Genomic DNA, 26,990 nt, shown 5'->3' with positions numbered 1-26,990 from the left:
ACCCAGGGACCCCTGTGAACAGTAACGACTCCCCCGTGAAATTTCTGCACCCCAAATCCGGCCAATGGCACGACTACCTGCAGTTGATGCGCCTGGATAAACCCATCGGCAGCCTGTTGCTGCTCTGGCCCACCCTCTGGGCACTGCTGCTGGCCAGCAACGGCCAACCGAGCATTAAAAACCTGATTATTTTTACCCTGGGTGTGTTTCTGATGCGCTCGGCCGGCTGTGTTATCAACGACTACGCCGATCGCAATTTCGACGGCTCGGTTAAGCGCACCAGCAACCGGCCGCTGGCCAGCGGCCGCCTGTCAGAGACCAACGCCCTGACCCTGTTTGTGATTCTGCTGGTAGTCAGCCTGCTGTTGGTGCTGCTCACCAACAAGCTCACCATTGCCCTCTCCCTGGTGGGTGTACTGCTGGCGGCGGCTTACCCCTTTGCCAAACGCCACACGCACCTGGCGCAGATCGTTCTCGGCGCCGCCTTCTCCTGGTCGATTCCCATGGCCTTTACCGCCGAGAGCAACAGCCTGCCCGCCAACGCCTGGCTGCTCTACATCACCAACCTGTTGTGGGTGGTGGTCTACGACACCTTTTACGCCATGGTCGACCGCGACGACGATCTCAAAATTGGCGTTAAATCCACAGCCATTCTGTTTGCCGATATGGATCGCACCATCACCGGCTTGCTGCAGATATTAACGCTCGTCAGCCTGTTGCTGGTGGGCAGCAAGTTTCAGCTGGGGCTCTACTACTATGGCTCGATAGCCGTTACCGCACTGCTGTTTGGCTACCAGCAGTACCTGATTCGCAACCGCGAGCGCGACCCCTGCTTCCGCGCTTTTCTCAACAATCAGTGGGTCGGTTTTGCGATATTTCTGGGGCTGGCGCTCGACTACCTGTTCGCCAGTGCCTAGCCGGCAGCGCTTTCGCTGCCCGCCAACCACGCTATTTGCTACAGTTGTCATAAAAGCGCAACAAAACCTTTATTTAATGCACGGGTAAATTTCACCCACCGCCTTACTTAAATGAGCACTGGCACTCCTATGGCTGGAAGAACTATTTTGATTGTTGACGATGAAGCGCCCATTCGCGACATGCTGCGTGTCGCCCTGGAGATGGCCGACTATCAGTGTTTGGAAGCCGAAGATGCGCAGAAGGCGCACACACTGATCATCGATGAAAAACCCGATCTGGTGTTGTTGGATTGGATGCTGCCCGGCACCAGCGGTATCGAGTTGGCCCGCCGACTGAAACGCGACGAGGTGACCGCCGGTATTCCGATCATCATGCTCACCGCCAAAGGCGAAGAGGATAACAAAATCCAGGGGCTGGAGACCGGCGCCGACGACTACATCACCAAGCCCTTCTCCCCCCGCGAACTGGTGGCCCGCCTGAAGGCGGTATTGCGCCGCACCGAAGCCCTCACCAACAATGAGCCCATCGCCGTCGAGGGATTGCTGCTCGACCCGGTCAGCCACCGGGTGACCATCAACGACAAACCCGTCGATATGGGCCCCACCGAATACCGGCTGCTGGAGTTCTTCCTCACCCACCAGGAGCGCGTCTACACCCGCGGCCAACTGCTTGATCACGTCTGGGGCGGCAACGTCTATGTGGAAGAGCGTACCGTCGATGTGCATATCCGCCGCCTGCGCAAGGCGCTCTCCATCGATGAGCACGACCGCTTTGTGCAAACCGTGCGCGGGACCGGCTACCGCTTCTCCACCAAGGTCACCGAACGCGCCTAGCGCCCCGGCGACGGCCCTGGAGCCCACTCCCCTGAACGGTTTGGCAATGGCAAAACGCCCGGCGGGCACCAGCGCAGTTCGTCTTCGACGGCGCTTCGTTATATCCTTACCGGCTACAGCTATGGCTACACCTAGGGGTTAACTGTGCAGCGAGGCCTCTCCTCCGAACTTCGGCGCCTCTTTCTCTTTCTGCTGATTGCGTTGCTGGTGGGCCTTGCCACCGGCCACATGACGTTGGTGCTGCTCGCCTCCACCCTTGGCTACATCGGTTGGAGCCTGTGGCAGATGCGGCGGGTGGAAAACTGGCTGGCCCACCGCGGCCTCGACAACGCCCCTGATTGCGACGGCATCTGGGAAGAGGTGGTGCACCAGGTTTTGCTGCAGCAGGAACGTCACAACAAGGAGCGCCGCCGGCTGCAGGGGCTGATCACCCGGGTACAAGAGACCACCGCCGCACAAAAAGACGCTGTCGTTCTGCTCGACAACAACACGACCATTCAATGGTGGAATCAGAGCGCCTACCGTCTGCTCGGCCTACGTGCCGAAGACAACGGCAAACCCATCTTCAACTACATACGCTCGCCCAAATTTGTGCGCTACCTGGAAGAGGGCCAGTTCCAGGAGCCGCTGCTGTTGGCCGCCTCTGCCGACGCCGATCTCTTTCTCAACTACCAGGTGAGCCGCTTTGGCCAGGGGGAATACCTGCTGGTGGTGCGCGATGTTTCCCGCCTGCACAAGCTCGAGATCATGCGCAAGGATTTCATCGGCAACGTCTCCCACGAGTTGCGCACCCCCCTGACGGTGATTCGCGGCTACCTGGAGACCATGTCGGACAACAGCGACACCCTGCCTGCGGTCTGGAAGAAGGCACTGCTGCAGATGGAGGCGCAAACCAAGCGCATGACCCTGCTGATTGAAGACCTGCTCACCCTCACCAAGCTGGAAACCGAAGATACCGATTACAAGCAGACGGAAGTGAACATTCCCGAACTGCTGGCCGCCATTCGCGTCGATGCCATCTCCTTAAGTGGTGACAAAGAGCACAAGGTCGAGCTGGACATTGTCGACGACGTTACCCTGCTTGGCGTGCGCGAAGAGCTGCGCAGCTGCTTCTCCAACCTGGCGTTCAACGCCATCCGCTACTCGCCGGCTGGCAGCCTGGTAATTCTGCGCTGCTACCGCAAGGAGGACGAGGCGGTGGTAGAGGTGCAGGACCACGGTATCGGCATTGAAGCGCGCCACCTGCCGCGCCTCACCGAACGTTTCTACCGGGTCGATGCCAGTCGCAGCCTCGACACCGGCGGCACCGGTTTGGGGCTGGCCATTGTCAAACATGTGCTCTCTCGGCACCACGGCCAGCTCAATATCCGCAGCCGGGTCAACCACGGCAGCACCTTCGCCTGCAGCTTCGCCGCCTCGCGCGTGATCGAGCCCGCCCCCGCACAGCCGGTTGAGGAACAGGCGCAGTAACTGCCGCCGATTGTCCCCCTCCCCAACACTCAATTTAGCTTGACCAGATTTTGAGCATATCTGGCCCAGATTTTGAGAGAGCCTCATTTTTGCGAACGCTTTGTGGTTAGATAGCGCATCTGCCCACAAGCCAGAAGCCGGACCTCTTATCATGCCGATTGAAGTTATCGCCAGCGCCCGCGCCCTGACCGACCCCCAGTGGCACCAATTAACCGGTCGCGACTACCCCTTTCTGCAGCAGGCCTTTTTTCTGGCGCTGGAGGAGTCCGGAGCCACCACTGCCCAGAGCGGCTGGCAGCCCAGCCACCTGGTGGCTTACGAGGATGGGCAGCCGGTGGCACTGCTGCCGCTGTTTATCAAAACCCACTCCTATGGCGAGTATGTGTTTGACTGGTCCTGGGCCGACGCCTATCGCCGCATCGGCCACGACTACTACCCCAAGTTGGTCACCGCCATCCCGTTTACCCCCGCCACCGGCCCCCGTTTCTGTTTTGCTGAGCACTTAACCCCCGCCGAGCGGGAAGGGCTCACCGGGCAGTTACTGGCGCGTGTGCAGAGCCTCGCGGCGGAGCTGCACGCCTCCTCCTGGCACTGCCTCTTCCCAGAGACCGAGGTGGCCCAGCAGTTGGCGGCCCAGGGCTTCTGTCTGCGCCAAGCCTGCCAGTTCCACTGGTTTAACCACAACTTCTCGAACTTCGACGACTTTCTGGCCACCTTTAACAGCCGCAAGCGTAAGAATTTGAAAAAAGAGCGGCAGAAAATCCCCGAGCAGGGCATCACCCTGCGCCGAGTCGAGGGGGTGGAGCTCACCCCGAAGGATTGGCACCGCTTCTACGATTTCTATCGGCTCACCTACCTCAAACGCAGCGGCCACGAAGGTTACTTGAACGAGGCCTTTTTCCAGGCCCTGGGTGAAAAGCTGGCCGACCACCTGATGATGGCGCAGGCCTTTAAAGAGGATCGCTTTGTCGCCGCCGCGCTCTTCTTTAAAAGCAGCAGCCACCTTTACGGGCGCTACTGGGGCGCCCTGGATGAGTTCGATGGCCTCCATTTTGAGGCCTGCTACTACCAGGGCATCGAGTACGCCATCGAACAGGGGCTTGCCTGCTTTGACCCGGGCGCCCAGGGCGAACACAAGATCCAGCGCGGCTTCACCCCCACCGCCACCTGGTCCAACCACTGGCTGGCCGACCACCGCTTCCACGCGGCGGTGGTCGATTTCGTCACCCGCGAAGTGCCCCATATCGAGGCCTATATGGCGGAGGCCGCCCAGCTGCTGCCGTTCAAACAGGAGTAACCCTGGCGGGCGCAGCGCTCAATTAGCCAGCGTTAATGTATTTTTCAACTAAACTGAAAGTTAAACGCTCCGAGTGCTCACATTGAACGACCAACAGACCCGAAAAATCGATCTGCTGAAGCTCTACGAAGAGCATCGCTGCCTGATCATCGATGATATGCCGGAGATGCGGGGCGCGATCAAACGCATGGTCGCCAACCAGGGGCTGGCCCGAATCGACACCGCTCCCAACGCCGCCGAGGCGATTGCCCTGTGCAGCACACGCCACTACAGCATGATTCTGTGCGACTACAACCTTGGCCGCAGCCAAGATGGCCAGCAGCTGCTCGAGACCCTGCGCGCCAAGCAACTGCTCTTCCCCACCGACCTGTTTATCATGATCACCGGCGAGACCTCGCGCGAAATGGTTCTGGGCGCCATCGAAAGCCAGCCCGACGACTATATCGCCAAACCCTTCACCCCCAGCCAGTTCTGCCGGCGCCTGGACCGGCTACTGATCAAACATCAAGCCCTGTTGTCCATCAAAAAACTGTTTGGCGAAAAGCAGTACCGAGAGGCCCTCGCCCTGTGCGACACCATGATCGCCAACCAGGAGCGCTACGCCTTCGATGCCGAGCGGCTGCGCGGCCGCATTCTGTTTCTGCTGGGCCAACTGCACGAGGCGCGCGAACACTACGAGCGCATTATCCAACAGCGGCCACTGCCCTGGGCCATGCTCGGTTTGGCGCAAACACTGATTGACTTAGGCGCTGAGGAGCAGGCGGAGAAGATTCTCTACAAGGTCCTGGAGCAGGATCACCGCTATGTGGAAGCCCACGACCTGCTCTCCAAGCTCAGCCGCAAGCGCACCGACTACGAACAGGCACAACAGCACACCGAACGGGCCTGCGACCTGTCACCCAAATCGGTGCGCCGCCAGCGCCTGTTGGCCGACCTGGCCGAACTCAATGGCGATGTCGAAACCAGCCTCAGCTCCTACAAACAGGCAATCCGTTGGGGTTCCGGCAGCATTGAGGAGAGCGGCAGCGATTACCTCAACTTCGCCCGCAAAACCGCCGAAAGCGCACGCCTGGCGGGTGGCAAGTTGAGCAAAGAGAAAGGGGAGCAGGCATTGCGACAGGTGCGTCGCGCCCGTGAACAGTACACCGATGAGCCCGATATGGCGCTGCAGTCGGCCTTGGTCAGCGCCAATGTGAAGCAGTCGTTCCAACTGCCCGGCGCCGAGCAGGAGGCGGAACAGGCTCGCCAGCTGTTTCAGGCGAGCCAGCCCCAGGACGCCGCCAGCCACCTGGACTATGTGCGCCTGCTGCAGGCCGCTGGCAACGAACAGCTGGCCCAGGAACACCTGCGCCTCTGTGCCGGCCAGTTTGCCGACCAGCGGGAAGTTATGGCGAAGCTCGAGCGGCTCAGCCCGAAGCCCCTCTCCGCCGATGCCAGGACCGAGGTGGCCAAGCTCACCAAGTCGGGGATTGGCGCCTACCAGGAGCGCAACTACAGCCAGGCAACCCACATTTTCAAACAGGCATTGAGCCTCTACCCCAACCACTCCGGTTTGAATCTAAACCTGGTGCAGGTGCTGTTGGAGCGCCACCAGACGCTGTTGGATGAGAACGACGTCACCGTGATCAACCGCTGTTTCGACCGCATTCGCGATATCGACGCCAGCGACCCGCAGTTTGCCCGCGCCCAGGCGCTGCGCCAGCAGTTCCAGGAAGCGCAGCAGGTTGGCAGCGAAGCCACCAGCTAAGCTATCCGCACACCCTTGCCGGCTCGGGCCTCAGGATTGTCCAACCCCACCACTAATCTTGATAACGCCACACCAGCAGACGATTGTTGGCCGGCATGGGGTTGTCTTCCAGCAGCGTTAAACCCACACCCGTGGCCAGCTCGCACACTGCTTCAAAGTCGCGAATGCCGCGCTCGGGGTCGGTCGACTTCAGCCACTGCTCAAAGCGGGCGTTGCTGTCGCTGGTAAACTGCCCGCCGTAGTTAAACGGACCATAAACCACCAGCAGAGCACCCGGCGCCAACAGGCCGGGTAGCCCGGCAAAGAACTGTTGCACCGAGGCCCAGCTCATAATGTGCAGAGTGTTGGCGGTGAACAGGCCATCGACGGTCAGCGCCGGCCACTGACCATTAACGTTAAAGGCCAGCGGTGGCCGCAGATTGCTGCCCGGGTAGTCGTCCAGCCAGAGTTTTATACCGGCGTGGTTCTCGGGCAGATCGCTGGTCTGCCAGGTGAGGTGCGGCAGCCGCTCGCCAAAGTAGACCGCGTGCTGGCCGGTACCAGAGCCCACCTCCAGCACCTGCTGCCGGTCACTGAACAGGCGCGCCAGATGGGTAAAGATGGGCGCCTGGTTATTTTCACACGCCTGGGAAAATGGCTTCTCCGGGTTCATTCGCGGGCCTCGCTGGTAACTGCGCTTACGCTGCCTGATCGCTCTCTTCGGCGTGGTCGCGGGTAAATACCCACTGGTCGCCTTTGCTGAGCGCTTTGCTGAACTGATAGCCGCCAACATTGAAATTGACCAGCTGCTCGACATCGGTGATCTGGTTGCGGATGATCCAGGCGGCCATCATGCCGCGCGCCTTCTTGGCGTAGAAGCTGATGATCTTGTAGTCGCCGTTTTTCAGATCCTTGAATACCGGGGTGACGATACGACCGGCAATTTTTTTACTGCTGACCGCTTTGAAGTATTCATTGGAGGCGAGGTTAACCAGCACTTCGCTCTTCAGTTTGCCCAGCTGCGTGTTGAGGGCATCGGTGACCTTATCGCCCCAGAACTGGTAGAGATCCTTGCCGCGCCGGTTGGCAAACTTGGTGCCCATCTCCAGGCGATAGGCCTGCATCAAGTCCAGCGGCCGCAATACGCCATAGAGGCCGGAGAGGATGCGCAGGTGATTCTGGGCAAACTTGAACTCGTCGCGGCTGAAGGATTCGGCCTCCAGGCCGGTGTAGACGTCACCCTTAAAGGCCAGCACCGCCTGTTTGGCGTTGTCGGCGCTAAAGGGTGGCGACCACTGCTGGAAGCGGTCGAAGTTGAGCACCCCCAGCTTGTCGCTGATCGACATCAGCGCCGAAATATCCTGCGGCGCCAATTCGCGCAACTCATCAATCAACAACGCGGAGTCGGCCAGAAAATCGGGCTGGGTGGCGGTTTTGGTAACGGGTTTGGTTTCGAAATCGAGGGTTTTCGCGGGTGAGATCACCAATAACATACGACGTGGGGTTCCCTAGTTGATCATTCCGGTGAAAGAAATTCCTGCCACCAATTGAGCGGTGTCACGCCATCGGCAGGATCATAAACATTGCCATAGAGCCAGGTGCTCTCGCTAAAGGGCGCTATGGCCTGGTTCAACAGCGCTTCAATGGCGCTAAAGCCGCAAGAGACGTGAATGCTGTAGACCAGCATGCGTTCACTCTCGACATCCAACTCGCCGCCCAGCTTCTCCAACGCCGGCGTCAGCTCCAGTGAGATGGCATCGATATGTTCGCGGCTGTAGACCCGGATGCAGAGATTGCCCGAGCGCCGCACCAGGGTGAACTCATCGGTATCCGGATCCTTGGCGATGGTATCTCCGCGCGCCAGCCCCTGGACAAAGGCCGGCGCCAGGGCCAGTTGGGCGCTGTTATCGGGATTGACGGTCACCCGTAAACGCTCGACCACCGCCTGCCCATCCGGGCGGGTACCGGCAAACATCTCGATCACTTGTAAAGACTGCATAACATACCGCTATCACTGTGCTATTGATAATCAATTGGTTTAATCGGGAGCATTATACGCATTTATTTTCCCTACTTCTTTTGTGGATAAGACACCTGCTTGCGCTGTGAATATAGCAACGGCTTGGCCACTCTGTTACCAATCTATACAACTTAATACCACTGCTCATTGTTTGATCGATTCCAGTTCCTCCCGATTGTCATCTGGTGTATAGTCGCGCCCAATTTTGGCATCTGGAATTGGCTCGGAGAGGGGTAATATCGCCAGGCGAGAGCGGCAGCCCCGCCCGGAAAATGCGCTCCCAAGCCGATGAATGTCATATTTTCTTAATGTTTCTGTAACACAATGGAAACCTAACCCAATTTGCGCTGCCGTGCGTGATGACCGAAAAAGTCACCCCACAGAGCGCCAGCCCGGCTGCACGCCTGGAACCAGTAAACCGTCAAAATGAATTCAGATAGCAGCGTTAACCCCAGCAACAGCGCCACACCTTCCGCGAGCAATACCACCCACCATCCCACCTGGCAGAGCTGGCTGTTTGTTATTGGCCTGATCTACCTGCTGCTGGTGGCGGTCTCGATGATCGGCAGCGGCTTCAAACTGGCCGCCGGCAGCCACGCTGAATCTCTGTTTGAATTTGCCCGCAACCCAGTCACCGGGTTGGTGATGGGTATCGTCGCCACCGCCCTGATCCAATCCTCCAGCACCGTGACCTCGATCATCGTCGGCTTGGTGGCTGGCGGCTTGCCGGTCAGCATTGCCATCCCCATGGTAATGGGTGCCAACATCGGCACCACCATCACCAATACCATCGTCAGCCTCGGCCACGTTCGCCAGGGTGAGGAGTTCCGTCGAGCCTTCGCCGCCGCCACCGTACACGACTTCTTCAACCTGCTGGCGGTCGTGATCTTTCTGCCACTGGAGATGATGTTCGGCCTGTTGGAGAAGGTGGGTGGCCTGCTCGCCAACCTGCTGGTGGGCGGCGGTTCACTGGCCATGGGCGACCTCAACTTTATGAAGGCGATTGTCTCACCACCGGTGAAAAGCCTGCTGGCCGTACTGAAAGAGATTATGCCCAACACCCTGGCCGGCTCACTGGTGATTGCCCTGGGTGTACTCGCTATTTTTGTCTCCATCACCTTCATCGGTAAGCTGCTGAAGATGCTAATGGTGGGCCGGGCCAAGGAGTTGCTACACCGGGCCATTGGCCGCGGGCCGATTACCGGCATCGGCTCTGGCACACTGATGACCGTGTTGGTGCAGTCCTCCTCCACCACCACCAGCCTGATCGTGCCTCTGGCCGGCAGCGGCGTCTTCACCCTGCGTCAAATCTACCCCTTCACCCTGGGTGCCAATATCGGCACCTGCATTACCGGTATCCTCGCCGCCACGGCCATTACCGGGACCAATTCTGTGTTGGCCATGGAAATTGCCATGGTGCACTTTGCCTACAATTTCCTGGGTGTGATTGTCATCTACACCCTGCCTTGGCTGCGGGAGATTCCGCTCACCTGTGCCGAGGCGCTCGCTAACGCCGCCATGAAGAACAAACTGGTGATAGCGGCCTATCTGCTGCTCGTCTTTTTGGTGATTCCCCTGATTTTTGTTGGCATCAGCCAACTGTTTGAATAGCGCGGAGAAGCCGGTTATGAGCGAGATCAACATCGACAAAATCCACCAGCAACGGCAGCAACTGGTGACCCAGATTGCCCACCTGGAGCAAACCTTGAGTGACCTCAAAGGTAAATTGGCCGAGCTTGAAGCGCTGGAGCAACACGAAGCCGTGGACCACCTGGAGGAGTACTTGGTTGAAGCGGACGAGCGCTACAGCCACCTCAAAGATTTTGGCGACATGCTGCTGAACGATTTGAAAAAATTGCTGCACCACTCCTGACCCCCCCTGCCAATCGACCGCTACTGCGCACCCGCTTACGCACGCAGGTGAGTGGCAACTTTCTTGCGCCCCTGCTGCCCTTTTGGGCCCCGCCTCTATTGGTGGGCCCGCCTCCGAGATTCTCTAACTAGCCACCGCTGCTACCGCGGGCGTTCACAGTGACAGTGACCCACCCCCACACCGCCGCCTATTAATGTATATACTAAGCATATCTTTGTGATACTTATTTGAGTATGCTATGTTTATGCGCAGATTTGTAATTTCCACCACGGTGGGGTTTCTTGTATCCGCCCCTGCATCGGACCATTACATAGAGAAGCCAAAGCCATATCTCTCATAGTAGTTAGGAGTGAGTTATGTTTGATCGACAATTGGAGCAGCTGCACGCGCAACGTTCTCTTCTCGAGCACAAAATTGTTCAACTCGAATCCACCCTGGTGGAGATGAAGTTCGAATTGCAGAAGTTAGAGGAAGCGGAACAACACGTGATGGTCGATCACTTGGAAGATTGCCTGGCAGAGGTGGATCAACGCTTTTATCGCCTGAAAGACTTCGGCGAATTGCTAATGGTTGACCTGAAGAAGTTGTTACATCGCCACAAGTATCGACACGGCTAAGAATACGTCGCCTAGCAGACTAACACCCCGACCAAGCCAGCGCCTTCCCAACCCTGAACCTCCCTAGCTCTAATCCTACTTAGCGCTAGGTACACAGCTGCCAGTGGCCACCTTCTCAGCCAGAGTAGCCTTGGCTGCCGCGCGAAAGCGATGGGCCAGACCATGCCAGAGCATCAACCCGGCAAACACCACGGCCGCCGCCATATGCAGCACACTGGCGAGCTGCTGCGACAGCTCAGCGCCAAAGTAGTAGAGTCCCAGAGCACTCAAGCCCAACAGTGCAAAACAGACCAGCAATATCACACCACTCCAACGCTGCTTCTTCCGGCGCCAGCCGGAGCGCATATGCGCCTGCCACAGTGCTCCCACCAGGAAAAAGAGGCCAATACCGGCGCCGCAGTGGGTTGCGGCCACGGCCACGCGGCTCTGCATGCTGATGGTGAGCGGGGGTTCGAGGTAGAACTTAAACTCCAACATGCTGGGTAGCAGACCAACACCGCTGGCCACCACCACCACGGTGGCCACCACCAGCACTGGAATAAACCAGGGCGAGTAGCCGGCAAAGCCTACTGAGCGCTGTTTTTGTCTCATACCGAAAACGTCTTGCCTCGAAATCTGTTTAACAATTGTTGCCGCTCGGCACCGCGACTACCGGCCACCACCTTAGTGAGAGCATCGGCCCGCCAGGCGAAGCGCGCCCGAACACTGACCGTTTCACTACTGGCCGCCAGCAGGCTGGTGCCATCACTCATGCAGGCCGGGAAACGCTCATCATACTGCCCCGACAAGCGGCTGGTTGCCAGGGCACCATTACTGATCTGCGCCTGGCCATCGGTACCGCGCAGTTGCACAGCCAGCTTGGCTTCGCCAAAGGCACGCAAATCACCGCCTGCATTAATCCAGCCGCCGGCGGCCGCTGATTTTTTCAGCTCTTTGATACCCAAGTCAATGGCATAGCCCTTGGCGATACCATCGAGGGTTAGTAACACCGGCCGCCGCAGACGCACCCGGCCGCCCTGCAGCTCGATATCATCGGCCACACCGCTATCGAGATAGGGGTGCTGCACATGGGCTGGCAGTGCGCCGCTGCGCACCAGCAGACCACCCACCGTGGGGTTAAAACGATGGTCGCTCGCGCGGCACAACCGCTTGGCCAACAGCAGCAGTCGGTAGTAGCTTGGCTCCGCCGCCAACCACTGGCCGGGAGCCCCATTGAGTTGCGACAGCCAGCTATCGGGCCGGTGGAAGCTCAACTGCCGGTCAATGGTAGCGATGGTTTGAAACGCCTGCGCCAGCGCCGCACTGGCCGCTTCGGTGGCCAGGCCGACCACCCCCACCTCCACCAACGTGCCCAAACCCGGCCGGGCTCGACGGGTAACCAGCGGCTTCATTGCTGCAGGTAGAGATCGTAGATCACCAACAAGCGCTTGGCACCATCCAGCAGGTTGCGACAGGAGAGGGTGGCGCCGCTGATATTGGGCACATCCTCATCCAGCTTGAAGGGGTCACCCAGATGCTTGCCGACAAACTTTTCACGCCAGCTGGCTTCACGCACTTCGTCACCGTGGCTTTCGCGATAGCTCATGATCTCCATACCCAGGATTTCACCCGCAACCGAGACCCCTAAGGCGTAGCTGATGTATTCGTGCTTGCCGATCACATCGTCGACGAAAAACCAGCCCACCAGCTTGCCATCGGCGCCCATCACCTGCCACGCCGCCTGCGTCTGCTGGCGTTGGCGGGTGCCGGCGGCCTTTTTAATAGCCTTTCTCTGATCATTTGAGAGCTCCAGAGGAGACTCCAAAAAGATCGCCTGTTCGCCAAAGATGGCCTTTTGTGCCTGGCTGACGGTCAGATAGTCAGCGCAATATGCGCTGACACTGATGACGCTCAACGGCACAAACCACAAACCCGCTAGAGGATCTCGCATAGTGGTTCTCCAATCGCCGTGCGCTTAGAAGTTCAACGCCACGGTCAGGCGCAGCTCTTCTTCGGTCTTTTCGATCAGGTGCAGATCGGTATCTTCCTGGCCTTCATACTGCTCACCGCCGCCTTTCATCTGCGGCAACCAGCTGAGCGTGGCCCACCATTTGGCAGCGCCGTAGTGCAGTGACGGGCCAGCAAAGACCGACCAGCGCTCCTGGCCCACTTCGGTTTCAAATTCGGTTTCGTAGTAGGCCTCCAGGCTGACAAACCAGTTGGGCGCGAAGCGATAGCTCAAACCGGTACCAAACTTCAGCTCAATTTCCATCTCCGGGTCGGTTGGCCAGTCGAAATCCGCCGGCAGACCGTCGATCTCTTTGCGATCGGCGTAGGTGGTTTCCACCCCAAAATTGGCGCCCCACACCAACTGCCCCTCCAGGAAAAACTTCTGGGCGATGGCGTCCAGCTCCAGGGAGTAGGTATCTTTCTCCTGGCCGCTGTGGGTATCCAACCAGCTGTAGTCGAAAGAGATCTGGCCCGACAGGCCGAAGTTGTCCTTCGCTGGGCTCAAGAACATGTAGGTGGCCGCCGCTTCCAGACCCATGGGTTTAAAGCTGAAATCCTCCTCCTTGGGCAGGTAGCCATCAATAATCAGGCCACTGGTATCCAGGCTCAGCATTTTGAAGGAGCCCGACATGGAGAAGCGGTCGGTAATGCCGTACTCCAGCTCGGTTTCCCAGTTAATCGCCTCGTACTCGCCTGTTCCTTTATCACTACGGGAGATTACCTTCTGATAGAGCTCGCCGGCCCCCTCAGGTAGGGTCTCCGCCCCTTTCACAAAGCCAAACAGGCTCTCTCCCGCCATGGCCGGCAGAGAGAAGGCGCTCATAAGCAGCCCTAAAGTTGTTAATTTTCCCACAGTTCTATCCCCCAAAATGTCCATTCCAACGTCATTGCTAATAAAAACGATTATCATATAGATTTATATTTATTTTTCCAAGGGGTGGCGGCGAACTTCTTGATCTTCATCAAACCCACCAAACTTGGGGCCTAATTGTTAACCGTAACGGCAGTAAACCTCGGCCTGCTAACAGCCAACGGAGTAGCTTGGCGTCAACGAGTTCAAGTGCTTGTCAGGGGGTACTGGGATTTGTCAGGGCGTCTTCAGACGCCTTATGGCACATTGGAGAGGCTATCCAGGCAAGCCGGATTACCTGGTAACAACAAGGATCGGCTGTATTCCGCCAAGGTCTCGCACTCAACCCACTACAGCTCAACTCAGTCGTTGCCGAGCATGACGGTTTGATTGGTAGAGCTGGTGGGTGAGCCGGTTGATAGGGCTAATTGATAAAAAGCCGGATGTTGTGCGCAGCTGCAAAGCAATACGCCATTAACATACCCTAGCAATAAACTTGAGAGTGGAACTGATTGCCCAAGAAAAAATTTCTGGCCGCTCTTGATTTATTGATGACTCACCTCAACTTACTGCATTACTGGCAGACATTTTTATTTGAAGCTTAACCGGGGCGAATCCAACCAAGGTTGCAAGTGCGGGCATTGCGTGTGGCCGAGGGGTTTAAAGCAAGCTGGTTTAAGCCAGGTTTTTTTACCAAGAGAATCTATTTTCAGCAGAGTAACGAGCTGACTACAGCTTTTCACGCTCTGTTATTGTGAATCTTTTTCTTTTCGCTTTTTCACTCCTCTTCCTTTTCACTCCTTTTAATGAGCCTGTTTGCCAGAGTTAAATATTTATTTAACACCTTAAACATTATTTTTCGATTGATTAGCCCCACTTTCTGGCAGATTCGTATTTCCATGTGGCTCATTCTATTTATCTGAGCCATCCACTTTATCGCCATCTGATTTACATCAATCGACTACCAACTATCTAGCAACCGTTGAGGAACCGCTCAGACGAGCACACCGCCATAAAAATATTTTTCGTAAACTCCGCCCCCTTCTATCTGATTGTTTTTCTCTCCATCTGATTTTTTCTGGACCCCGGTAGCAACGTCCAGCTTTCTCGCATCGCCCGAATATGATTTATAGATATTATTTCTAATAAAGTATTTATAAATTTATTTTTAATTTAAGTTTTTTATCACAACCACTTGAAAGTAGCACAACAGATCCTCAACTAATTACCCAGTGGCAGAGGCTCCAAGAGTTCTGCTACTAACTACACTATTGCTTCTTCTGGAGGATACGTTATGAAATCTATCGATTTAACCCCACTTTACCGCACCGGCGTCGGCTTTGATCACCTGTCATCTCTATTGAATAATGCTCTGCGCACCGACGCGGTCAGCAACAGCTACCCGCCCTACAACATCGAGGTTCTTGGCGAAAACCGATACGCCATTACCCTCTCTGTCGCCGGCTTCTCACAAGCAGAGCTGGATATCAACATCGACAAAAATGTGCTCTCTGTGCGCGGTCGCAAAGAGTCCAACGGCGAACGTCAATTCTTACACCAGGGTATTGCCAACCGTGCGTTCGAGCGCAAATTTAACCTGGCCGACCACGTCGAGGTTAAAGGTGCCGACCTCGCCAACGGACTGCTAACCATTAATTTGGTACGCGAAATTCCTGAGGCCATGAAACCACGTACCATTGCGATTGGTACTGGGGCATCCGCATTGGAAAATGTGGAGCAAGAGAGCGCCAATCAAAGTGAAGCAGTCAATCACAGTGAAATAAAAACCCACGAAGAAAAAATCGCTTAACATTGTCAAACCCAGGCATGCACTTAACCCGGTAATTTTTTACCGGGTTATGTGTTGTTAGAGAGAGGCGTACACGTTTAATCAATTGTGCCGCAGCCACTGACACGCTGTTTGTTTTCGCCAGTGCCCCGGCACCCGGTGGAGGATAAACGCTATGAACTTACAAAAACTTAACCCGTGGAACTGGTTTACCCACGAAGAGTCCCATCAACCCACTGTGCACCACAGTCGTCAGGGCGTACAAAATGATGCCCACTTTTATTCTGCCAACAGTCATCCGGTAACCCGGCTTCATCAGGAGTTTGATCGGCTGTTCGATGAACTGTTCGGCGCGGTTGGCAACCCGGTTTCTGCAACCCGCAACTGGTCGCCCTTTGATGATACTTTCCGGCCCAATATTGATATTTCTGGAACCACTAAAAATTACCAAATCAAACTGGATGTTCCCGGCCTGTCGGCCAAAGATATCAGCATCGATATCGCCGGCGACGTATTAACCATTAAAGGCGAAATTCACCACGAGCAGGAGAACAAAGAGAAACAGTTTTATCGTATGGAGCGCCGCTATGGTAGCTTCCAACGCACTCTGGCGCTGCCGGAAGATGCCATCGCCGAAGACATTCAGGCCCAGCTGACCGATGGTGTATTAAAGCTGGAGATACCCAGGCACCCGGTAACCAAACAGGACAATGCCCGGCGAATCGAAATTAGCGAACAACACCACTAACCTTGGCCGCGCACTGCGCGCCCCCCCAAAAAAAACGGCGCTGGTAACAGCGCCGTTTTTTTTGCGAAACCAGCGGTGAATTAAAAATCGACCGTGGAAACCTCATCGGCAGTAACAGAAACATTGGTACCCGCGGTAAAGGTGACCACGGCACTGTCATCCAGCAACGGATCATCCAACACGGCATCACAGGTAAAGGCCAGGGTGTAGTCACCAGCGGCAACAAAAGCCAGGGTGTACTCATAAAGCCCGGTGTCAGTATTAAATTCTACATTGGCGCTGGCCAGTGGGTCGGTTTCCGCGCCCTGCACATCCAGCACTGTAGCATCCAGGCCAGAGTACAGATAAACAACGTTACCCATATCGTTGTTGTCGCCATTGTCACACTCGACATCGGTAATCAGAGCATCACTAACCGTACCACTGATGACACCCACTTCCAGGTTGTCCACCAGGCGCAGCGTGGGGCGTAATTTGTAATCGCCAGTGCCTTCCTGATGCACCGATTTGCGCAGGTCAAAATCGATAGTGAATTGGGAAATACCACCCGCGGCCAGGGTGAAGCCACGGTTCATCTTCAAGCCGGTTTGTGCTGAAGAGGGGATCTCCAAGGGGTACTGCATGCCGTCTATTTCTATGTAACTCTCGGCTTCTACCACCCCCAGGCGAATCCACTGGTATTCACCGGCCGGCAGGGTAACGCCATCCAGCAACAGCAGGCTTTCACCGTTCTGATAGTCGAGCAGATTAATCGCGACGGCTTCATCCAGGGTAATTTCGGTGCGCTCTGGCCCCTGCAGCTCAACAGAATCGAACACCACCACCACGGCATCGGCCATCTCCACCGGGCCATCGGTAATCGCCAGGCTCAACCGGCTGCTGCTACTGCTTCCACTGTTGCCGCCACAAGCGGTTACTAAAGCACAAACCCCTAATACCGGAAGAAATTTAGAATAGTTCACATGCAACTCCATATTATTTGCGTGATTTGAGGAATTATATACACCCTCTCAGATTCTGATGTGAAGTAGTATCAATAGTGGTTTAGAACGAGAACTGCGCCCGGCCAATGTAAATATTTGTTAACCAGTTGACGAATCCCGTGCCACCTCAGCCCAAAAACCGTGATGTACTGCTCGCTTTAGCGATATTAGTATCTGTTTATATGGTAAACAGTGCCAATTCTAGCTGCACTCCATTGTGCAAAAAACAACTATCTGCTAGGCGGCTTAAATCTAAAAAGTCTGAGCAGTTGCATAACGGCTGGCGCTTTGGGAGGGGAAATTAAGTGGCTGTACGATGAGTGAACCAACTCGATCCTCGCAAACTAGGCAACCAGAGTACTGGCTATTGCCCTGGTCAACGCTTTATAAATACTACTGCTGTTGATCAGGAACCGGGCGAGGGTTTCGTTACTGATGTGTGGCCGCTGTTGACCAATACGCGTTGCACCAGCAATAAAGAACAATAAAAAGCTTTTCATTTATACGAGTCGTGCTAAGTGGCAGTTTTATTAAAACTTTCCATTAGCCAACTCTAATTCAGCAAACTCAGTTAAGGAGCTCTCATGAGTGTATTTACCCATGTTGTCGTTGGCAGTAACGATATCCAAAAATCCAAAGCCTTCTACGATGCCGTGCTCGCGGCTATTGGCATGCAGTGTTTAATGGCAGTAGACGATGCCCGCCTGATGTACGGCACCGATAGTTTGGCTTTTATTGTCACCAAGCCGCGTAATGGCGAACCCGCCACCTTCGCCAACGGCGGCACTATCGGCTTTAAGGCGGACACCAGCGCCCAGGTAGACGCCTTTCACGCTGCAGCCCTGGCCAACGGCGGCAGCTGCGAAGGCGAGCCCGGCCCCCGGGAAGTGGTACCCAACGCTTACGGTGCCTATGTGCGCGACCCCGATGGCAATAAATTCAGCATTTATGCCTTTGGCCAGGTTTAACGGTCACTAGCTGTTGCCCGCCGAGTAAAGCGGCAACGCAGGGTTTGGTGATTGACTCAGCGGTTTGCAGCCACCCCGCACTCTGCTATGCCGTTGGTAAGCTATTTTTATTGGTCGGCCAACTGCGCCTTCTCTGCAATTGCCCGGCGAATATCACTGGGCATGCCCCAAGAGTGTGCCGCCAGTATTTGCTGGCACAACTTGGCCCACTGCTCTGGGCTATTTAACTGGTCGCGGTGGCGAACCAGCAGCGTGTGGATTTCACTCACATTATGGTAGCTCGGCCAAAAAGTCTGGGCTTTATCAAACTCGGCCAACGCCGCTGTAACATCGCCCTTGATAATTGCCTCAAAGCCCCGGCGCTCGGCCACAACCGCCTGCTCCCGTTTACTGGCTGCCAGGGTATCGTCCGGTGCTTGAATTTGGCTGCGAACATTGTCGAGCTCCTGTTTAACGTTGCCGTTAATTTGATCCAGGCGCGATAACAAGTCCTGCTTGCCTTCGGTGGTATCCATTGAGCTGATCTGTTGTTTAAGTTCACTGATCTGCTGCTCATAATTTTGCGCTAGATTATCCAGGCTGCCACTCACCTCTAAACCAAAGGCGCTGACATCCCGGGTTTTTAAAATTTCAAACACCTGGGTGCCGTATAAAATAATTACCAACCCTAAAATAGCTGGCCAAACCAAAACTTTTAGGTACTCCAAAAATAATTTTGCAAACTCCATGGGTTTGGTAACCTCTCACTCTGTTTTTATCGTTAGGAAAACCAAAATGCGTGGGGCCATTATTTCCGATATACACGCAAATATTTTTGCACTGGAAGCCGTGCTGGCTGATATTGGCAAACAGGGCGCCGATTTTATTATCAATTTAGGCGACTCTCTCTACGGCCCTATTGCCCCGGCCGCCACGTTTGAACGTCTGGCGGCCCTGGATTGTATCACCCTCCAGGGTAATCAAGACCGCGATTTATACCAGGCTGGCAGTCGCTCAACTAATCTCCCGCCCACTTATACCTGGGTGCTGGAACAACTCGAACCGAGCGCACTAAACTGGCTTACTCAACTACCTAAAATCGCTCAACACGGACAGATTTTTGCCTGTCACGGCCTGCCCGACGATGACAGCCGCTACCTGCTGGAAGATGTTGAGTCGGGCCAACCCCTGGTGCGCAGCGACGCCGCCATCCGCCGCGACATTGCCGGCGTTACGGCTGAGGTGATTGTCTGTGGCCACAGCCATATTCCGCGCACGGTTTGGTTGGAGTCAGGGCAATTGATCATCAATCCGGGCAGTGTCGGCCTGCCGGCTTACCGCGACCTGTTGCCACTACCCCACGCCATGGAAAACTACAGCCCGCACGCTCGCTACTGCCTGCTGGAAAAAACCGCCGCCGGCTGGCTGGTGGAGGAGCGGCGTATACCCTACCCACACCAGCAGGCCGCCCTCGCCGCTCGCGACTGTGGCCGGCCCGACTGGGCCTACGCCCTAATGACCGGCCGCGCGGTACTTAATTAATGGGGCAGCCGGCAACGCTCGTTCATTCATTGGGCTTGGTCGCTCTGCGCCACAATTTTAAAATCGACCACAATATGAGCGCTGTACTCTATTTCATCAAAACGGGTGGCAGGCTCCTTCCTGGCGACCGGCACATCGGCATAACTGCTATCCCGCCGGCGGGCCGTCACGACTATCTCCTCCAGCATTCTGGCGCCCGGGGTTGCGTGCGTTAACAAGCGCTCTTCCCGGAAATTTACCGGTGTCAGTTTTACGCCCAGGTTTTTTTCGTATAACGCCTTCTCGACCAGCACCTTGTCTAACGCCGTCTGTTTTACCAACTGCAAAAAATGCTCTTTTTTTGAGTGTTTGAATTCGGTGTCGGCCAGATCGATTTCGCTGTGTTGATCGGCCACTTCGGCCAGCAGTTGCAACTGCTGCTCATGGGTAATTCTAACCACCACCCGGTTGGCCACCTCAAAACTGCTGGGTGTTTTGCCAAACCAACCGTATTGGGGCGAGCTGGAAAACTGTGAATTATTGATGTCGTCTGCGGCGATACCACCAGCCAACAGTTGCGCGCGCATGCTGTCGCGCAGACGGGCGTTAGCCTCCAATGCCTCGGCCAGCTGCTTGGCCTTGGTGCTCACCACCATGCTGACCAACGCCTCATCGGAATAGGCCTTTTGTTCAGCATCGCCCGCCAGGCTCACCAATTTTTCGTTGGGGTGCAGGAAGCTGCGCAGCTCCTCTGCTGAACCGGTGAGCTCAGCCGCTGCGAAACTCCAGCCACTCACACAGCAGCTACCAATGGCCAACACCCCAACCACGCAACGCTTGAACATAAACGATCTCCTTATTGTTATAGAAAGCGGAGGCTCAAGGTTGATGTATGCGCCACGATTAAGCCACTGGTGCTATTTGACAGGTTTAGCTGGCCGGCCATCAATACATCACCCATCCACACTCTTTATCACACCCGGCTTGACCGCTCCCTATATACTGTATATAAATACAGTATGACTTATCAAACTCGGACAACTCCCCCCCAAAGCCAGGCCAGCCTCTATGGCAGCGGCCCAGGCTTGGCCGGGCGCGCTACCGGCAACTCGGTACTGGAGCAGCTACTCGCCCGTAAGGATGTGTGGCGGGGGACGGTTACGGCCGGCCAGAACGAGGTGCTCGACAGCGGCTATGGCAGTTTGAACAGCTGTTTACAGGGGGGCGGCTGGCCCCTGGGCAGCCTGATTGATCTTTCCCAGGCCAACAACGGCCACGGTGAGTGGCAGCTGTTTGGCCCTACCCTGGCCCGGCTCAGCCACCAGGCCGGCTTGATTGTTCTGGTCAACCCACCAGCGCAGCCCTATGGCCCCGGCCTGGCACAGCTGGGCATCAACTACCAAGCCATCAAGGTAGTGCGCACCCGTCAGCGCCAGGCCCTGTTGTCCGCGCTGGTCGATACTCTGCAGGCCCAGTGCTGCCTGGCGGTGCTGGCCTGGGAGGGGCGCTTTAACTGGCGCTATGCCGAGTTGCGCAAACTGCAACTGGCCGCCAGCCAGAGCCAGTGCTTAAGCGTTTGCCTGCGCCAGGATCGCTCCGGCCGCGTGCAGTCACCGGCGCCACTGCGCCTGCGCAGCCAGCTCTCCGGCCAGGGGCTGCAGGTACAACTGTTAAAGCAACGGGGGCAGTTCCGGCCCCAGGTATGCACCCTGCCGCTACCCAGCCTGTGGGCACCGGAGCACGCCGAACTGCTACACACCGAAGCCAACGCCGCCAGTGCCCAGCAGGGCGCCGGTGAACAGGCACTGGCCAAGGTGCTGGCCTTTAATACCGGCCCCAAAGCCAGTCAACCACGGCAAGGGCGGCCAGGGGGTGAGTGATGCTCTGGCTGGCACTGCGTCTTCCCCTACTGCCCCTGGATGTTTTTAAGCGGGAGGCAACCACCCCCGCCGCCGAAGCTTGCGGGTTAATAGCAAGCGGTACACCCTCGCTACCGTTGCTGGTTTACCACGCCCCCAAGGGCAGTAAACAGGTGCTGCTCTGCAACGATACCAGCGAGGCAGTCGGTGTACGCCAGGGGATGAGCCTGGTCACCGCTGAAGCACTGCTGCAGGTTTATAGCGAGGAACAGGCCGACAACAGCGCCAGCCCAGCGCCCCGGCGCCACTACCGCTGTTACCCGCGCGACGTCAGCCGCGAATGGGTAGCCCTGCAACAGTTGGCCGGCGACTGCTACGACTTCACCCCCCACGTCAGCCTGCACAACGCCCCGGAGCTCGGCTCAAGCAACCAGCCCCGCAACCGGCAGGCGGGCCTGCTGCTGGAGATCTCCGGCAGCCTGAAGCTCTTCAAGGGGCTGGAAAACCTCTGCCAGCAACTGCTCTCGCGCCTGGCCGGGCGCCATTGCTTTGTGCAGCCGGGTCTCGGCCTCAGCCCCGAATCCGCCTGGCTGCTGGCCAACACCCGCCAGTCGATCAACAGTCAATACTCCAGCCAAGATTACGTTGCCCAGTTGGCGGCCATCGAGCTCAACAAACTCGACCGCTTTGATGACAGCTTCAGCCAACTGCAGCAGATGGGGCTCAGCACCTTAGGCGAGGTGCTGGCCATGCCGATGGTGGAGCTGGGCCGGCGCTTTGGCGAGGCCTTTATTGGTTATCTCTACGCCCTGCTTGGCCAACAGAACCACGCCCTGATGCGCCGGCCGGAGGCGGCCGAATTCCGCCGGCGGGTGCAGTTGAATTTCCCGGTAACCAATCTGCAGCAGCTACAGCCGGTGGTCAGCACCCTGTTGCAGCAACTGGCCGACTTTTTACGGCGTGAACAGCAGCAGTGCGAAGCCATTGAGTGGCTGCTGCTCTCCGCCACCGGCCAGCGGCAGGCCATCCCCATCGTCTGCCAACCGGTACACGGCGACTGGCAACTGCTGCAGCAATTAACGCAGATCCACTTTGAGCACTTGGCGCTGGCCTTTGAGGTCGACTCGGTGGAACTCTATTTAAGCCAGCACTCCCCGTTCACTCATGAAACCGGCGACCTCTTCGCCGCCGACCCGGAACTCGCCCTCGACCGGGCCGAGGTACAGCGCCGCTGGCAGCTACTGCTCACCCGTCTGCACAACCGCCTGGGCAACAACAGCACCCTGGAACTGCAACAGCTGCCCGAACACTGGCCAGAGCAGCTCAACCATTGGCAGGCAAGCCAGATTCAAAGCCAGTCCAACGCCCGTAACGGCGCACCAGCGCAGGTAGCCGAGGCGCCAGCCCACTATCACCTCACCGCTACCGAGCCGGGCCATACCGGGGCCGCGCTGGCCCCCAGGCCCAGCTGGCTGATCGATCCGCCGGTAGCGCTCAGCGAGCGCAACCACCGGCTGTTTTGGCACGGGCCGTTAACCCTGCTGTTGGGGCCGGAGCGATTACAGGGGCGCTGGTGGCTGGCCAGCCCCGCCGATGCCAGCGGCCAGGCTCAATGCCGGGACTACTTTATTGCCGAGCAGGATGACTACCGGCGACTGTGGATTTTTCACGATCACCAGGCCAAAGGGTGGTTTTTACAGGGGGTATTTGGATAGAGGGCTTTAATCCTGAAGCGGCATCCTGCCGCTTCGCGGTAGCGAAAGGAAAAAATGTCATTTTTCCTTGCTCGCAAAACCCGCAAAAAAAATCAGCGGGTTTTGGCGGCACTTCCCTGTGCCGCGGCCGAGCCCAAACCGCGCAGTTATTTTAAGGAGATCGGTTTTTATCCTGAAGCGGCATCCTGCCGCTTCGCGGTGGCGAAAGGAAAAAATGTCATTTTTCCTTTCTCGCAAAACCCGCAAAAAAATCAGCGGGTTTTGGCGGCACTTCCCTGTGCCGCGGCCGGGCCCAAACTGTCCAGCCATTTGATGGGAGATCGGTTTGTACCTTGAGTGGTTTTTATCCTGAAGCGGCATCCTGCCGCTTCGCGGTAGCGAAAGGAAAAAATGTCATTTTTCCTTGCTCGCAAAACCCGCAAAAAAAATCAGCGGGTTTTGGCGGCAGGCACCCATTGCAGATCGCATGCAGCCGGGCTGAAAACTGCCCCTGCGTTTTCGGCATTTCCACCATCCTTGGTGGTCCGATGCTGCATTCAAGCCGTCAGGGAGGTATTTACGGCGTCTATGCAACGGAAATCTTTCGCCACCTCGATCTCAAAGAGCAGGAATCTATTTTTATAAACACAAGCAAATCAGCGGACACCTTAAACAATACCAAACCCCGATAAAATCACTATGACCAGTCTCCTCCACTGCCACACTAATTTCTCCTTTTTAACCGGCGCTTCGCACCCGGAGGAGCTGGTCAATCAGGCGGCGGAGTTGGGTTACCACGCCATTGCCATTACCGATGAGTGCTCTTTAGCCGGTGTGGTTAAAGCCCACGTGCAGGCCAAGCTCGATAAAATTCACCTGATTATCGGCAGCTATTTTCGCCTGGATAATCACTGCCAACTGCTGGTCTATGCCCCCAGCCGCGACGCTTACGCCGAGCTCTCCGGTTTAATTAGCCTTGCCCGACGCCGCAGTCCCAAGGGTGAATATCAACTGGAATTAAACGACCTGCAGTTTCGCCTGAAAAAATGTTTGATCGTTTGGCTGGCCACACCTCGCCACGCCAATAATCGTTGGCTTGGCAAAAAGCTCGCCCAGATGTTTAAGGCCCGGCTGTGGCTTGGCGTTAGCCACAGTTATCTGCCGGGGGAGCAAAAAGCCTTTGCCGAGCTGCAACAGCTGGCTGCCAGCATCGCCACGCCGCTGCTCGCCTGCGACCGCATATTAATGCACCACCGCTGCCGGCAGAGCCTGCAGGATACTCTCGCCGCCACCCGGCTGGGCAGCACCGTACAACAGCTGGGCAGCCAAGCGCAGATAAACGCCGAAAGCCACATAAAACCGCTGCCGGAATTTTATCGGCGCTATCCGCAAGCGCTGATCGACAACGCCGAAGACTTCGCCAAGCTCTTTAGCTTCAGCCTGGATGAGCTGCGCTACCAATACCCTCGCGAACTGGTACCGAAGGGCACAACCCCAATCCACTATTTACGGCAACTCACCGAACAGGGTATTCGCATACGCTGGCCAGAGGGCGCCAGCCAAAAAGTTCGGGCCATAATCGAACACGAGCTGGCCCTGATTGAGGAGCTCAATTACGAGTACTATTTTTTAACGGTGAACGACATTGTCGCCTTCGCCAAACGCAATAACATCCTCTGCCAAGGGCGCGGCTCGGCGGCCAACTCGGTGGTCTGTTACTGCTTGGGTATTACCGAAGTCTCCCCCGATTTAATCAACGTTTTATTTGAACGGTTTATCTCCAAAGAGCGGGATGAACCCCCGGATATCGACGTCGATTTTGAACACCAGCGACGCGAAGAGGTTATTCAATACATTTATGAAAAATATGGCCGCGAGCGCGCCGCGTTAACCGCCACGGTCATTACCTATCGCGCCCGCAGTGCCGTGCGCGAGGTGGGCAAGGCGCTGGGTTTTGATAGCGGCCTGCTCGACCACCTCAGTAAAAATATTGCTTGGTGGGAGCGCTCGCGCGAGCTTAAAACCCGTTTCGCCGAGTACGGCTTTGATATCAGCGATCAACTCTTGCAACACTTTTATCAGCTGGTGCACACCATTATCGGCTTCCCCCGCCACCTCTCCCAGCACGTGGGTGGCTTTGTTATTAGCGAAGGTAAAATCAGCGAGCTGGTGCCCATCGAAAATGCCACCATGGCCGGGCGCACGGTCATTCAGTGGGATAAAAACGATATCGAAGCGCTGGGCTTATTAAAGGTGGATGTGTTGGCCCTGGGTATGCTTTCGGCACTGCGCCGGGGGCTGGAGCTGGTGCACAGTTACCACCCGACCATTAAAACGTTACAAGATATCCCGAAAGAGGACCCAGCCACCTACGCCATGTTAAGCCGGGCCGACAGTGTTGGCGTGTTTCAGGTGGAGTCCCGCGCGCAGATGGCGATGTTGCCGCGCTTAAAACCCAAAAACTTTTACGACCTGGTGATTGAAATTGCCATCGTCCGCCCCGGCCCCATTCAAGGCGATATGGTCCACCCCTATTTGCGCCGGCGTAACGGCGAAGAGCCGGTCAGCTACCCCAGCGAGGCCATTCAACATGTGTTAGCGCCCACCCTGGGGGTACCGATTTTTCAGGAGCAGGCGATTCGTATCGCCATGGTGGCCGCCGGTTTTAGCGGCGGTGAAGCCGACCAACTGCGCCGGGCCATGGCCGCCTGGGGGCGCAACGGCAATTTATTGGGTTTTAAAGATAAACTGATCAACGGCATGCTGGCGCGCGGCTATGAGTTGGAATTTGCCGAGCGCATGTTTGAACAGTTAAAAGGCTTTGGCGGTTACGGCTTTCCCGAATCTCACTCCGCCAGCTTTGCCATCCTCTGCTATTTAAGCTCCTGGCTGAAGCGCCACCACCCGGCGGCGTTTTACACCGCCCTGTTAAATAGCCAACCCATGGGTTTCTATTCGCCGGCGCAACTGGTGCAGGATGCCAAACGCCATGGCGTCACCATTCTACCGGTGGATATTTTAGCCAGCGGCTGGGAACACACACTGGAGCACTTCCCCACGGACCATCACCCGGGCGCCATCCGCTTGGGCCTCTGTTGCATTAAAGGGCTGGCACACGAGGTGGCGGCAAAAATTATCGCCGCCCGCGGCCGGCACCGGCAGTTAAAAGCCCTGGCCCACGCTGCCAGCTTAAGCCGCACCGAGCTGAATTTGCTGGCCGCCGCCGATGCCTTGCACACCATCGCCGGCCACCGTCACCAGGCCCATTGGCTCGCCTCTGGTGTTGAAGCCAAACGGCCGCTGCTGGACGATGCCGCCACCGTGCCGGTCCTCGACAACTCGCTACCACCGGGGGCGCTGGCACCACCCAGCGAAACCGACGACGTCTTTCAGGACTACCAGCACACCGGCCTAAGTTTGCGCCGCCACCCACTGGCGATTTTGCGCAGCCGCTACCCCTTTAACCGCTGCAAGCAGGCGACGCAGTTGGCGCAGATACACAACGGCGGCTTTGTGCGCGTGGCCGGTTTGGTCACTGGCCGGCAGCGCCCCGGCACCGCCAAGGGGGTGCTCTTTTTAACCCTGGAGGACGAAACCGGCAATATGAATATTGTGGTGTGGACCGCTATCCAGGAGCGCTTTCGCTCGATTTTATTGGCCAGCAAATTATTGATTATCAAAGGTACGGTAGAGACCGACAGCAATGTTATTCATGTGATTGCCGGCCACTTGCAAGACGCCAGTGACGAACTGGCCGAGTTCAATTTGAAGTCGCGCGATTTTCACTAAGCGCTATACCCAGATTATTTGCCGAGTGTGATGGGCCACCATTTCCCGGCGGCTGAAACCGCAGAGG

The 26,990-nt window shown here is 56.7% G+C and carries 26 protein-coding genes; 16 read left to right on the top strand and 10 right to left on the bottom strand.

Features of this window, described 5'->3' with window-relative positions; genetic code table 11:
* Window positions 1-14 precede the first annotated feature (14 nt).
* From ubiA to SBL51_RS16115, 5 genes are all read left to right on the top strand, one after another.
* A complete protein-coding gene (gene ubiA, locus SBL51_RS16135; protein ID WP_317932121.1) occupies window positions 15-917 on the top strand; it encodes a 4-hydroxybenzoate octaprenyltransferase in 903 nt (300 codons plus the stop codon).
* Window positions 918-1,046: 129 nt separating this feature from the next.
* Window positions 1,047-1,751 carry a phosphate regulon transcriptional regulator PhoB gene (phoB, locus tag SBL51_RS16130; protein WP_317932120.1) on the top strand — a complete coding sequence of 235 codons (705 nt, stop codon included), beginning with the start codon at window positions 1,047-1,049 and terminating at the stop codon, window positions 1,749-1,751.
* 144 nt (window positions 1,752-1,895) lie between these two features.
* A complete protein-coding gene (gene phoR, locus SBL51_RS16125) occupies window positions 1,896-3,221 on the top strand; it encodes a phosphate regulon sensor histidine kinase PhoR (protein ID WP_317932119.1) in 1,326 nt (441 codons plus the stop codon).
* Between the two features lie 151 nt (window positions 3,222-3,372).
* Window positions 3,373-4,518 (top strand): GNAT family N-acetyltransferase, encoded by a 1,146-nt coding sequence (locus tag SBL51_RS16120; RefSeq protein ID WP_317932118.1) that lies wholly within the window; start codon window positions 3,373-3,375, stop codon window positions 4,516-4,518.
* A gap of 82 nt (window positions 4,519-4,600) precedes the next feature.
* Window positions 4,601-6,265 carry a tetratricopeptide repeat protein gene (locus SBL51_RS16115; RefSeq protein ID WP_317932117.1) on the top strand — a complete coding sequence of 555 codons (1,665 nt, stop codon included), beginning with the start codon at window positions 4,601-4,603 and terminating at the stop codon, window positions 6,263-6,265.
* Between the two features lie 52 nt (window positions 6,266-6,317).
* On the opposite strand, the gene SBL51_RS16110 is transcribed toward SBL51_RS16115, so the two are convergent.
* From SBL51_RS16110 to SBL51_RS16100, 3 genes are read right to left on the bottom strand one after another with little or no spacing between them, the layout of a single operon-like run.
* Window positions 6,318-6,917 (bottom strand): DUF938 domain-containing protein, encoded by a 600-nt coding sequence (locus SBL51_RS16110; protein ID WP_317932116.1) that lies wholly within the window; start codon window positions 6,915-6,917, stop codon window positions 6,318-6,320.
* Between the two features lie 25 nt (window positions 6,918-6,942).
* Window positions 6,943-7,737 (bottom strand): peroxide stress protein YaaA, encoded by a 795-nt coding sequence (gene yaaA, locus SBL51_RS16105; RefSeq protein WP_317932115.1) that lies wholly within the window; start codon window positions 7,735-7,737, stop codon window positions 6,943-6,945.
* A gap of 23 nt (window positions 7,738-7,760) precedes the next feature.
* Window positions 7,761-8,243 (bottom strand): DUF4265 domain-containing protein, encoded by a 483-nt coding sequence (locus SBL51_RS16100; RefSeq protein WP_317932114.1) that lies wholly within the window; start codon window positions 8,241-8,243, stop codon window positions 7,761-7,763.
* 447 nt (window positions 8,244-8,690) lie between these two features.
* On the opposite strand from SBL51_RS16100, the gene SBL51_RS16095 reads away from it, so the two are divergent.
* From SBL51_RS16095 to SBL51_RS16085, 3 genes are all read left to right on the top strand, one after another.
* The gene (locus SBL51_RS16095; protein WP_317932113.1) at window positions 8,691-9,875 is read left to right on the top strand and encodes a Na/Pi symporter; all 1,185 of its coding nucleotides are present in this window, start codon (window positions 8,691-8,693) and stop codon (window positions 9,873-9,875) included.
* Between the two features lie 16 nt (window positions 9,876-9,891).
* Window positions 9,892-10,137 carry a hypothetical protein gene (locus SBL51_RS16090; RefSeq protein WP_317932112.1) on the top strand — a complete coding sequence of 82 codons (246 nt, stop codon included), beginning with the start codon at window positions 9,892-9,894 and terminating at the stop codon, window positions 10,135-10,137.
* Between the two features lie 356 nt (window positions 10,138-10,493).
* Window positions 10,494-10,754, top strand: coding sequence for a hypothetical protein (locus SBL51_RS16085; protein WP_317932111.1), 261 nt, complete (start codon window positions 10,494-10,496; stop codon window positions 10,752-10,754).
* Window positions 10,755-10,829: 75 nt separating this feature from the next.
* On the opposite strand, the gene SBL51_RS16080 is transcribed toward SBL51_RS16085, so the two are convergent.
* The 4 genes from SBL51_RS16080 to SBL51_RS16065 are packed head-to-tail and all read right to left on the bottom strand — an operon-like array spanning window position 10,830 to window position 13,596.
* Window positions 10,830-11,345: a hypothetical protein gene (locus tag SBL51_RS16080; RefSeq protein WP_317932110.1), complete on the bottom strand. Its 516-nt coding sequence runs from the start codon at window positions 11,343-11,345 to the stop codon at window positions 10,830-10,832.
* Window positions 11,342-12,145 (bottom strand): FAD:protein FMN transferase, encoded by an 804-nt coding sequence (locus SBL51_RS16075; RefSeq protein WP_317932109.1) that lies wholly within the window; start codon window positions 12,143-12,145, stop codon window positions 11,342-11,344. Before SBL51_RS16075 ends, SBL51_RS16080 begins: the two co-directional genes overlap by 4 nt.
* Window positions 12,142-12,684: an FMN-binding protein gene (locus SBL51_RS16070; RefSeq protein WP_317932108.1), complete on the bottom strand. Its 543-nt coding sequence runs from the start codon at window positions 12,682-12,684 to the stop codon at window positions 12,142-12,144. Before SBL51_RS16070 ends, SBL51_RS16075 begins: the two co-directional genes overlap by 4 nt.
* 24 nt (window positions 12,685-12,708) lie before the next feature.
* Window positions 12,709-13,596, bottom strand: coding sequence for a DUF6662 family protein (locus tag SBL51_RS16065; protein ID WP_317932107.1), 888 nt, complete (start codon window positions 13,594-13,596; stop codon window positions 12,709-12,711).
* A gap of 1,291 nt (window positions 13,597-14,887) precedes the next feature.
* Here SBL51_RS16065 and SBL51_RS16060 point away from each other — a divergent pair.
* Together SBL51_RS16060 and SBL51_RS16055 are read left to right on the top strand one after the other, a co-directional pair.
* Complete coding sequence (locus tag SBL51_RS16060; protein ID WP_317932106.1) at window positions 14,888-15,403, top strand: Hsp20 family protein; 516 nt, start codon at window positions 14,888-14,890, stop codon at window positions 15,401-15,403.
* A 154-nt stretch (window positions 15,404-15,557) separates the two neighbouring features.
* Window positions 15,558-16,130: an Hsp20/alpha crystallin family protein gene (locus SBL51_RS16055; RefSeq protein WP_317932105.1), complete on the top strand. Its 573-nt coding sequence runs from the start codon at window positions 15,558-15,560 to the stop codon at window positions 16,128-16,130.
* 80 nt (window positions 16,131-16,210) lie between these two features.
* Here SBL51_RS16055 and SBL51_RS16050 read toward each other — a convergent pair whose 3' ends face one another.
* Complete coding sequence (locus tag SBL51_RS16050; RefSeq protein ID WP_317932104.1) at window positions 16,211-17,092, bottom strand: DUF4382 domain-containing protein; 882 nt, start codon at window positions 17,090-17,092, stop codon at window positions 16,211-16,213.
* 605 nt (window positions 17,093-17,697) lie between these two features.
* Here SBL51_RS16050 and SBL51_RS16045 point away from each other — a divergent pair.
* On the top strand, window positions 17,698-18,081 hold the full coding sequence (locus tag SBL51_RS16045; RefSeq protein WP_317932103.1) for a VOC family protein: 384 nt from the start codon (window positions 17,698-17,700) through the stop codon (window positions 18,079-18,081).
* A 107-nt stretch (window positions 18,082-18,188) separates the two neighbouring features.
* On the opposite strand, the gene SBL51_RS16040 is transcribed toward SBL51_RS16045, so the two are convergent.
* Window positions 18,189-18,809 carry a hypothetical protein gene (locus SBL51_RS16040; protein WP_317932102.1) on the bottom strand — a complete coding sequence of 207 codons (621 nt, stop codon included), beginning with the start codon at window positions 18,807-18,809 and terminating at the stop codon, window positions 18,189-18,191.
* A 46-nt stretch (window positions 18,810-18,855) separates the two neighbouring features.
* On the opposite strand from SBL51_RS16040, the gene SBL51_RS16035 reads away from it, so the two are divergent.
* Entirely contained in the window at window positions 18,856-19,602 is a 747-nt protein-coding gene (locus SBL51_RS16035) for a metallophosphoesterase family protein (protein ID WP_317932101.1), read from the top strand.
* Window positions 19,603-19,628: 26 nt separating this feature from the next.
* Here SBL51_RS16035 and SBL51_RS16030 read toward each other — a convergent pair whose 3' ends face one another.
* Entirely contained in the window at window positions 19,629-20,426 is a 798-nt protein-coding gene (locus SBL51_RS16030) for an SIMPL domain-containing protein (RefSeq protein ID WP_317932100.1), read from the bottom strand.
* A gap of 174 nt (window positions 20,427-20,600) precedes the next feature.
* Here SBL51_RS16030 and imuA point away from each other — a divergent pair, with 174 nt between their 5' ends.
* The 4 genes from imuA to SBL51_RS16010 all read left to right on the top strand — a co-directional run bounded on the left by imuA (window position 20,601) and on the right by SBL51_RS16010 (window position 26,923).
* Entirely contained in the window at window positions 20,601-21,461 is an 861-nt protein-coding gene (imuA, locus tag SBL51_RS16025; RefSeq protein WP_317932099.1) for a translesion DNA synthesis-associated protein ImuA, read from the top strand.
* On the top strand, window positions 21,461-23,155 hold the full coding sequence (locus SBL51_RS16020; protein WP_317932098.1) for a DNA polymerase Y family protein: 1,695 nt from the start codon (window positions 21,461-21,463) through the stop codon (window positions 23,153-23,155). The genes imuA and SBL51_RS16020 overlap by 1 nt, the downstream gene beginning before the upstream one ends.
* Window positions 23,156-23,487: 332 nt before the next feature.
* Window positions 23,488-23,826, top strand: a complete 339-nt coding sequence (locus SBL51_RS16015) for a hypothetical protein (protein WP_317932097.1) — start codon at window positions 23,488-23,490, stop codon at window positions 23,824-23,826.
* 7 nt (window positions 23,827-23,833) lie between these two features.
* A complete protein-coding gene (locus tag SBL51_RS16010) occupies window positions 23,834-26,923 on the top strand; it encodes an error-prone DNA polymerase (RefSeq protein ID WP_317932096.1) in 3,090 nt (1,029 codons plus the stop codon).
* The last annotated feature ends 67 nt before the right edge of the window (window positions 26,924-26,990 follow it).

Origin of the sequence: Halioxenophilus sp. WMMB6 (assembly GCF_033283405.1) — a bacterium.
Taxonomy (GTDB): Bacteria; Pseudomonadota; Gammaproteobacteria; order Pseudomonadales; family Cellvibrionaceae; genus Halioxenophilus.
This window is presented reverse-complemented; position numbering and strand designations above follow the sequence as displayed.

Excerpts from the sequence above, each read along its gene's own strand:
- SBL51_RS16120 (WP_317932118.1), top strand. The coding sequence starts at position 3,373 with ATGCCGATTGAAGTTATCGCCAGCGCCCGCGCCCTGACCGACCCCCAG.
- SBL51_RS16080 (WP_317932110.1), bottom strand. The coding sequence starts at position 11,345 with ATGAGACAAAAACAGCGCTCAGTAGGCTTTGCCGGCTACTCGCCCTGG.
- imuA (WP_317932099.1), top strand. The coding sequence starts at position 20,601 with ATGACTTATCAAACTCGGACAACTCCCCCCCAAAGCCAGGCCAGCCTC.
- SBL51_RS16020 (WP_317932098.1), top strand. The coding sequence starts at position 21,461 with ATGCTCTGGCTGGCACTGCGTCTTCCCCTACTGCCCCTGGATGTTTTT.
- SBL51_RS16085 (WP_317932111.1), top strand. The coding sequence starts at position 10,494 with ATGTTTGATCGACAATTGGAGCAGCTGCACGCGCAACGTTCTCTTCTC.
- SBL51_RS16060 (WP_317932106.1), top strand. The coding sequence starts at position 14,888 with ATGAAATCTATCGATTTAACCCCACTTTACCGCACCGGCGTCGGCTTT.
- SBL51_RS16045 (WP_317932103.1), top strand. The coding sequence starts at position 17,698 with ATGAGTGTATTTACCCATGTTGTCGTTGGCAGTAACGATATCCAAAAA.
- SBL51_RS16100 (WP_317932114.1), bottom strand. The coding sequence starts at position 8,243 with ATGCAGTCTTTACAAGTGATCGAGATGTTTGCCGGTACCCGCCCGGAT.
- SBL51_RS16070 (WP_317932108.1), bottom strand. The coding sequence starts at position 12,684 with ATGCGAGATCCTCTAGCGGGTTTGTGGTTTGTGCCGTTGAGCGTCATC.
- SBL51_RS16035 (WP_317932101.1), top strand. The coding sequence starts at position 18,856 with ATGCGTGGGGCCATTATTTCCGATATACACGCAAATATTTTTGCACTG.
- SBL51_RS16055 (WP_317932105.1), top strand. The coding sequence starts at position 15,558 with ATGAACTTACAAAAACTTAACCCGTGGAACTGGTTTACCCACGAAGAG.
- SBL51_RS16110 (WP_317932116.1), bottom strand. The coding sequence starts at position 6,917 with ATGAACCCGGAGAAGCCATTTTCCCAGGCGTGTGAAAATAACCAGGCG.
- SBL51_RS16075 (WP_317932109.1), bottom strand. The coding sequence starts at position 12,145 with ATGAAGCCGCTGGTTACCCGTCGAGCCCGGCCGGGTTTGGGCACGTTG.
- SBL51_RS16095 (WP_317932113.1), top strand. The coding sequence starts at position 8,691 with ATGAATTCAGATAGCAGCGTTAACCCCAGCAACAGCGCCACACCTTCC.
- yaaA (WP_317932115.1), bottom strand. The coding sequence starts at position 7,737 with ATGTTATTGGTGATCTCACCCGCGAAAACCCTCGATTTCGAAACCAAA.
- phoB (WP_317932120.1), top strand. The coding sequence starts at position 1,047 with ATGGCTGGAAGAACTATTTTGATTGTTGACGATGAAGCGCCCATTCGC.
- SBL51_RS16010 (WP_317932096.1), top strand. The coding sequence starts at position 23,834 with ATGACCAGTCTCCTCCACTGCCACACTAATTTCTCCTTTTTAACCGGC.
- SBL51_RS16030 (WP_317932100.1), bottom strand. The coding sequence starts at position 20,426 with ATGTTCAAGCGTTGCGTGGTTGGGGTGTTGGCCATTGGTAGCTGCTGT.
- SBL51_RS16040 (WP_317932102.1), bottom strand. The coding sequence starts at position 18,809 with ATGGAGTTTGCAAAATTATTTTTGGAGTACCTAAAAGTTTTGGTTTGG.
- SBL51_RS16090 (WP_317932112.1), top strand. The coding sequence starts at position 9,892 with ATGAGCGAGATCAACATCGACAAAATCCACCAGCAACGGCAGCAACTG.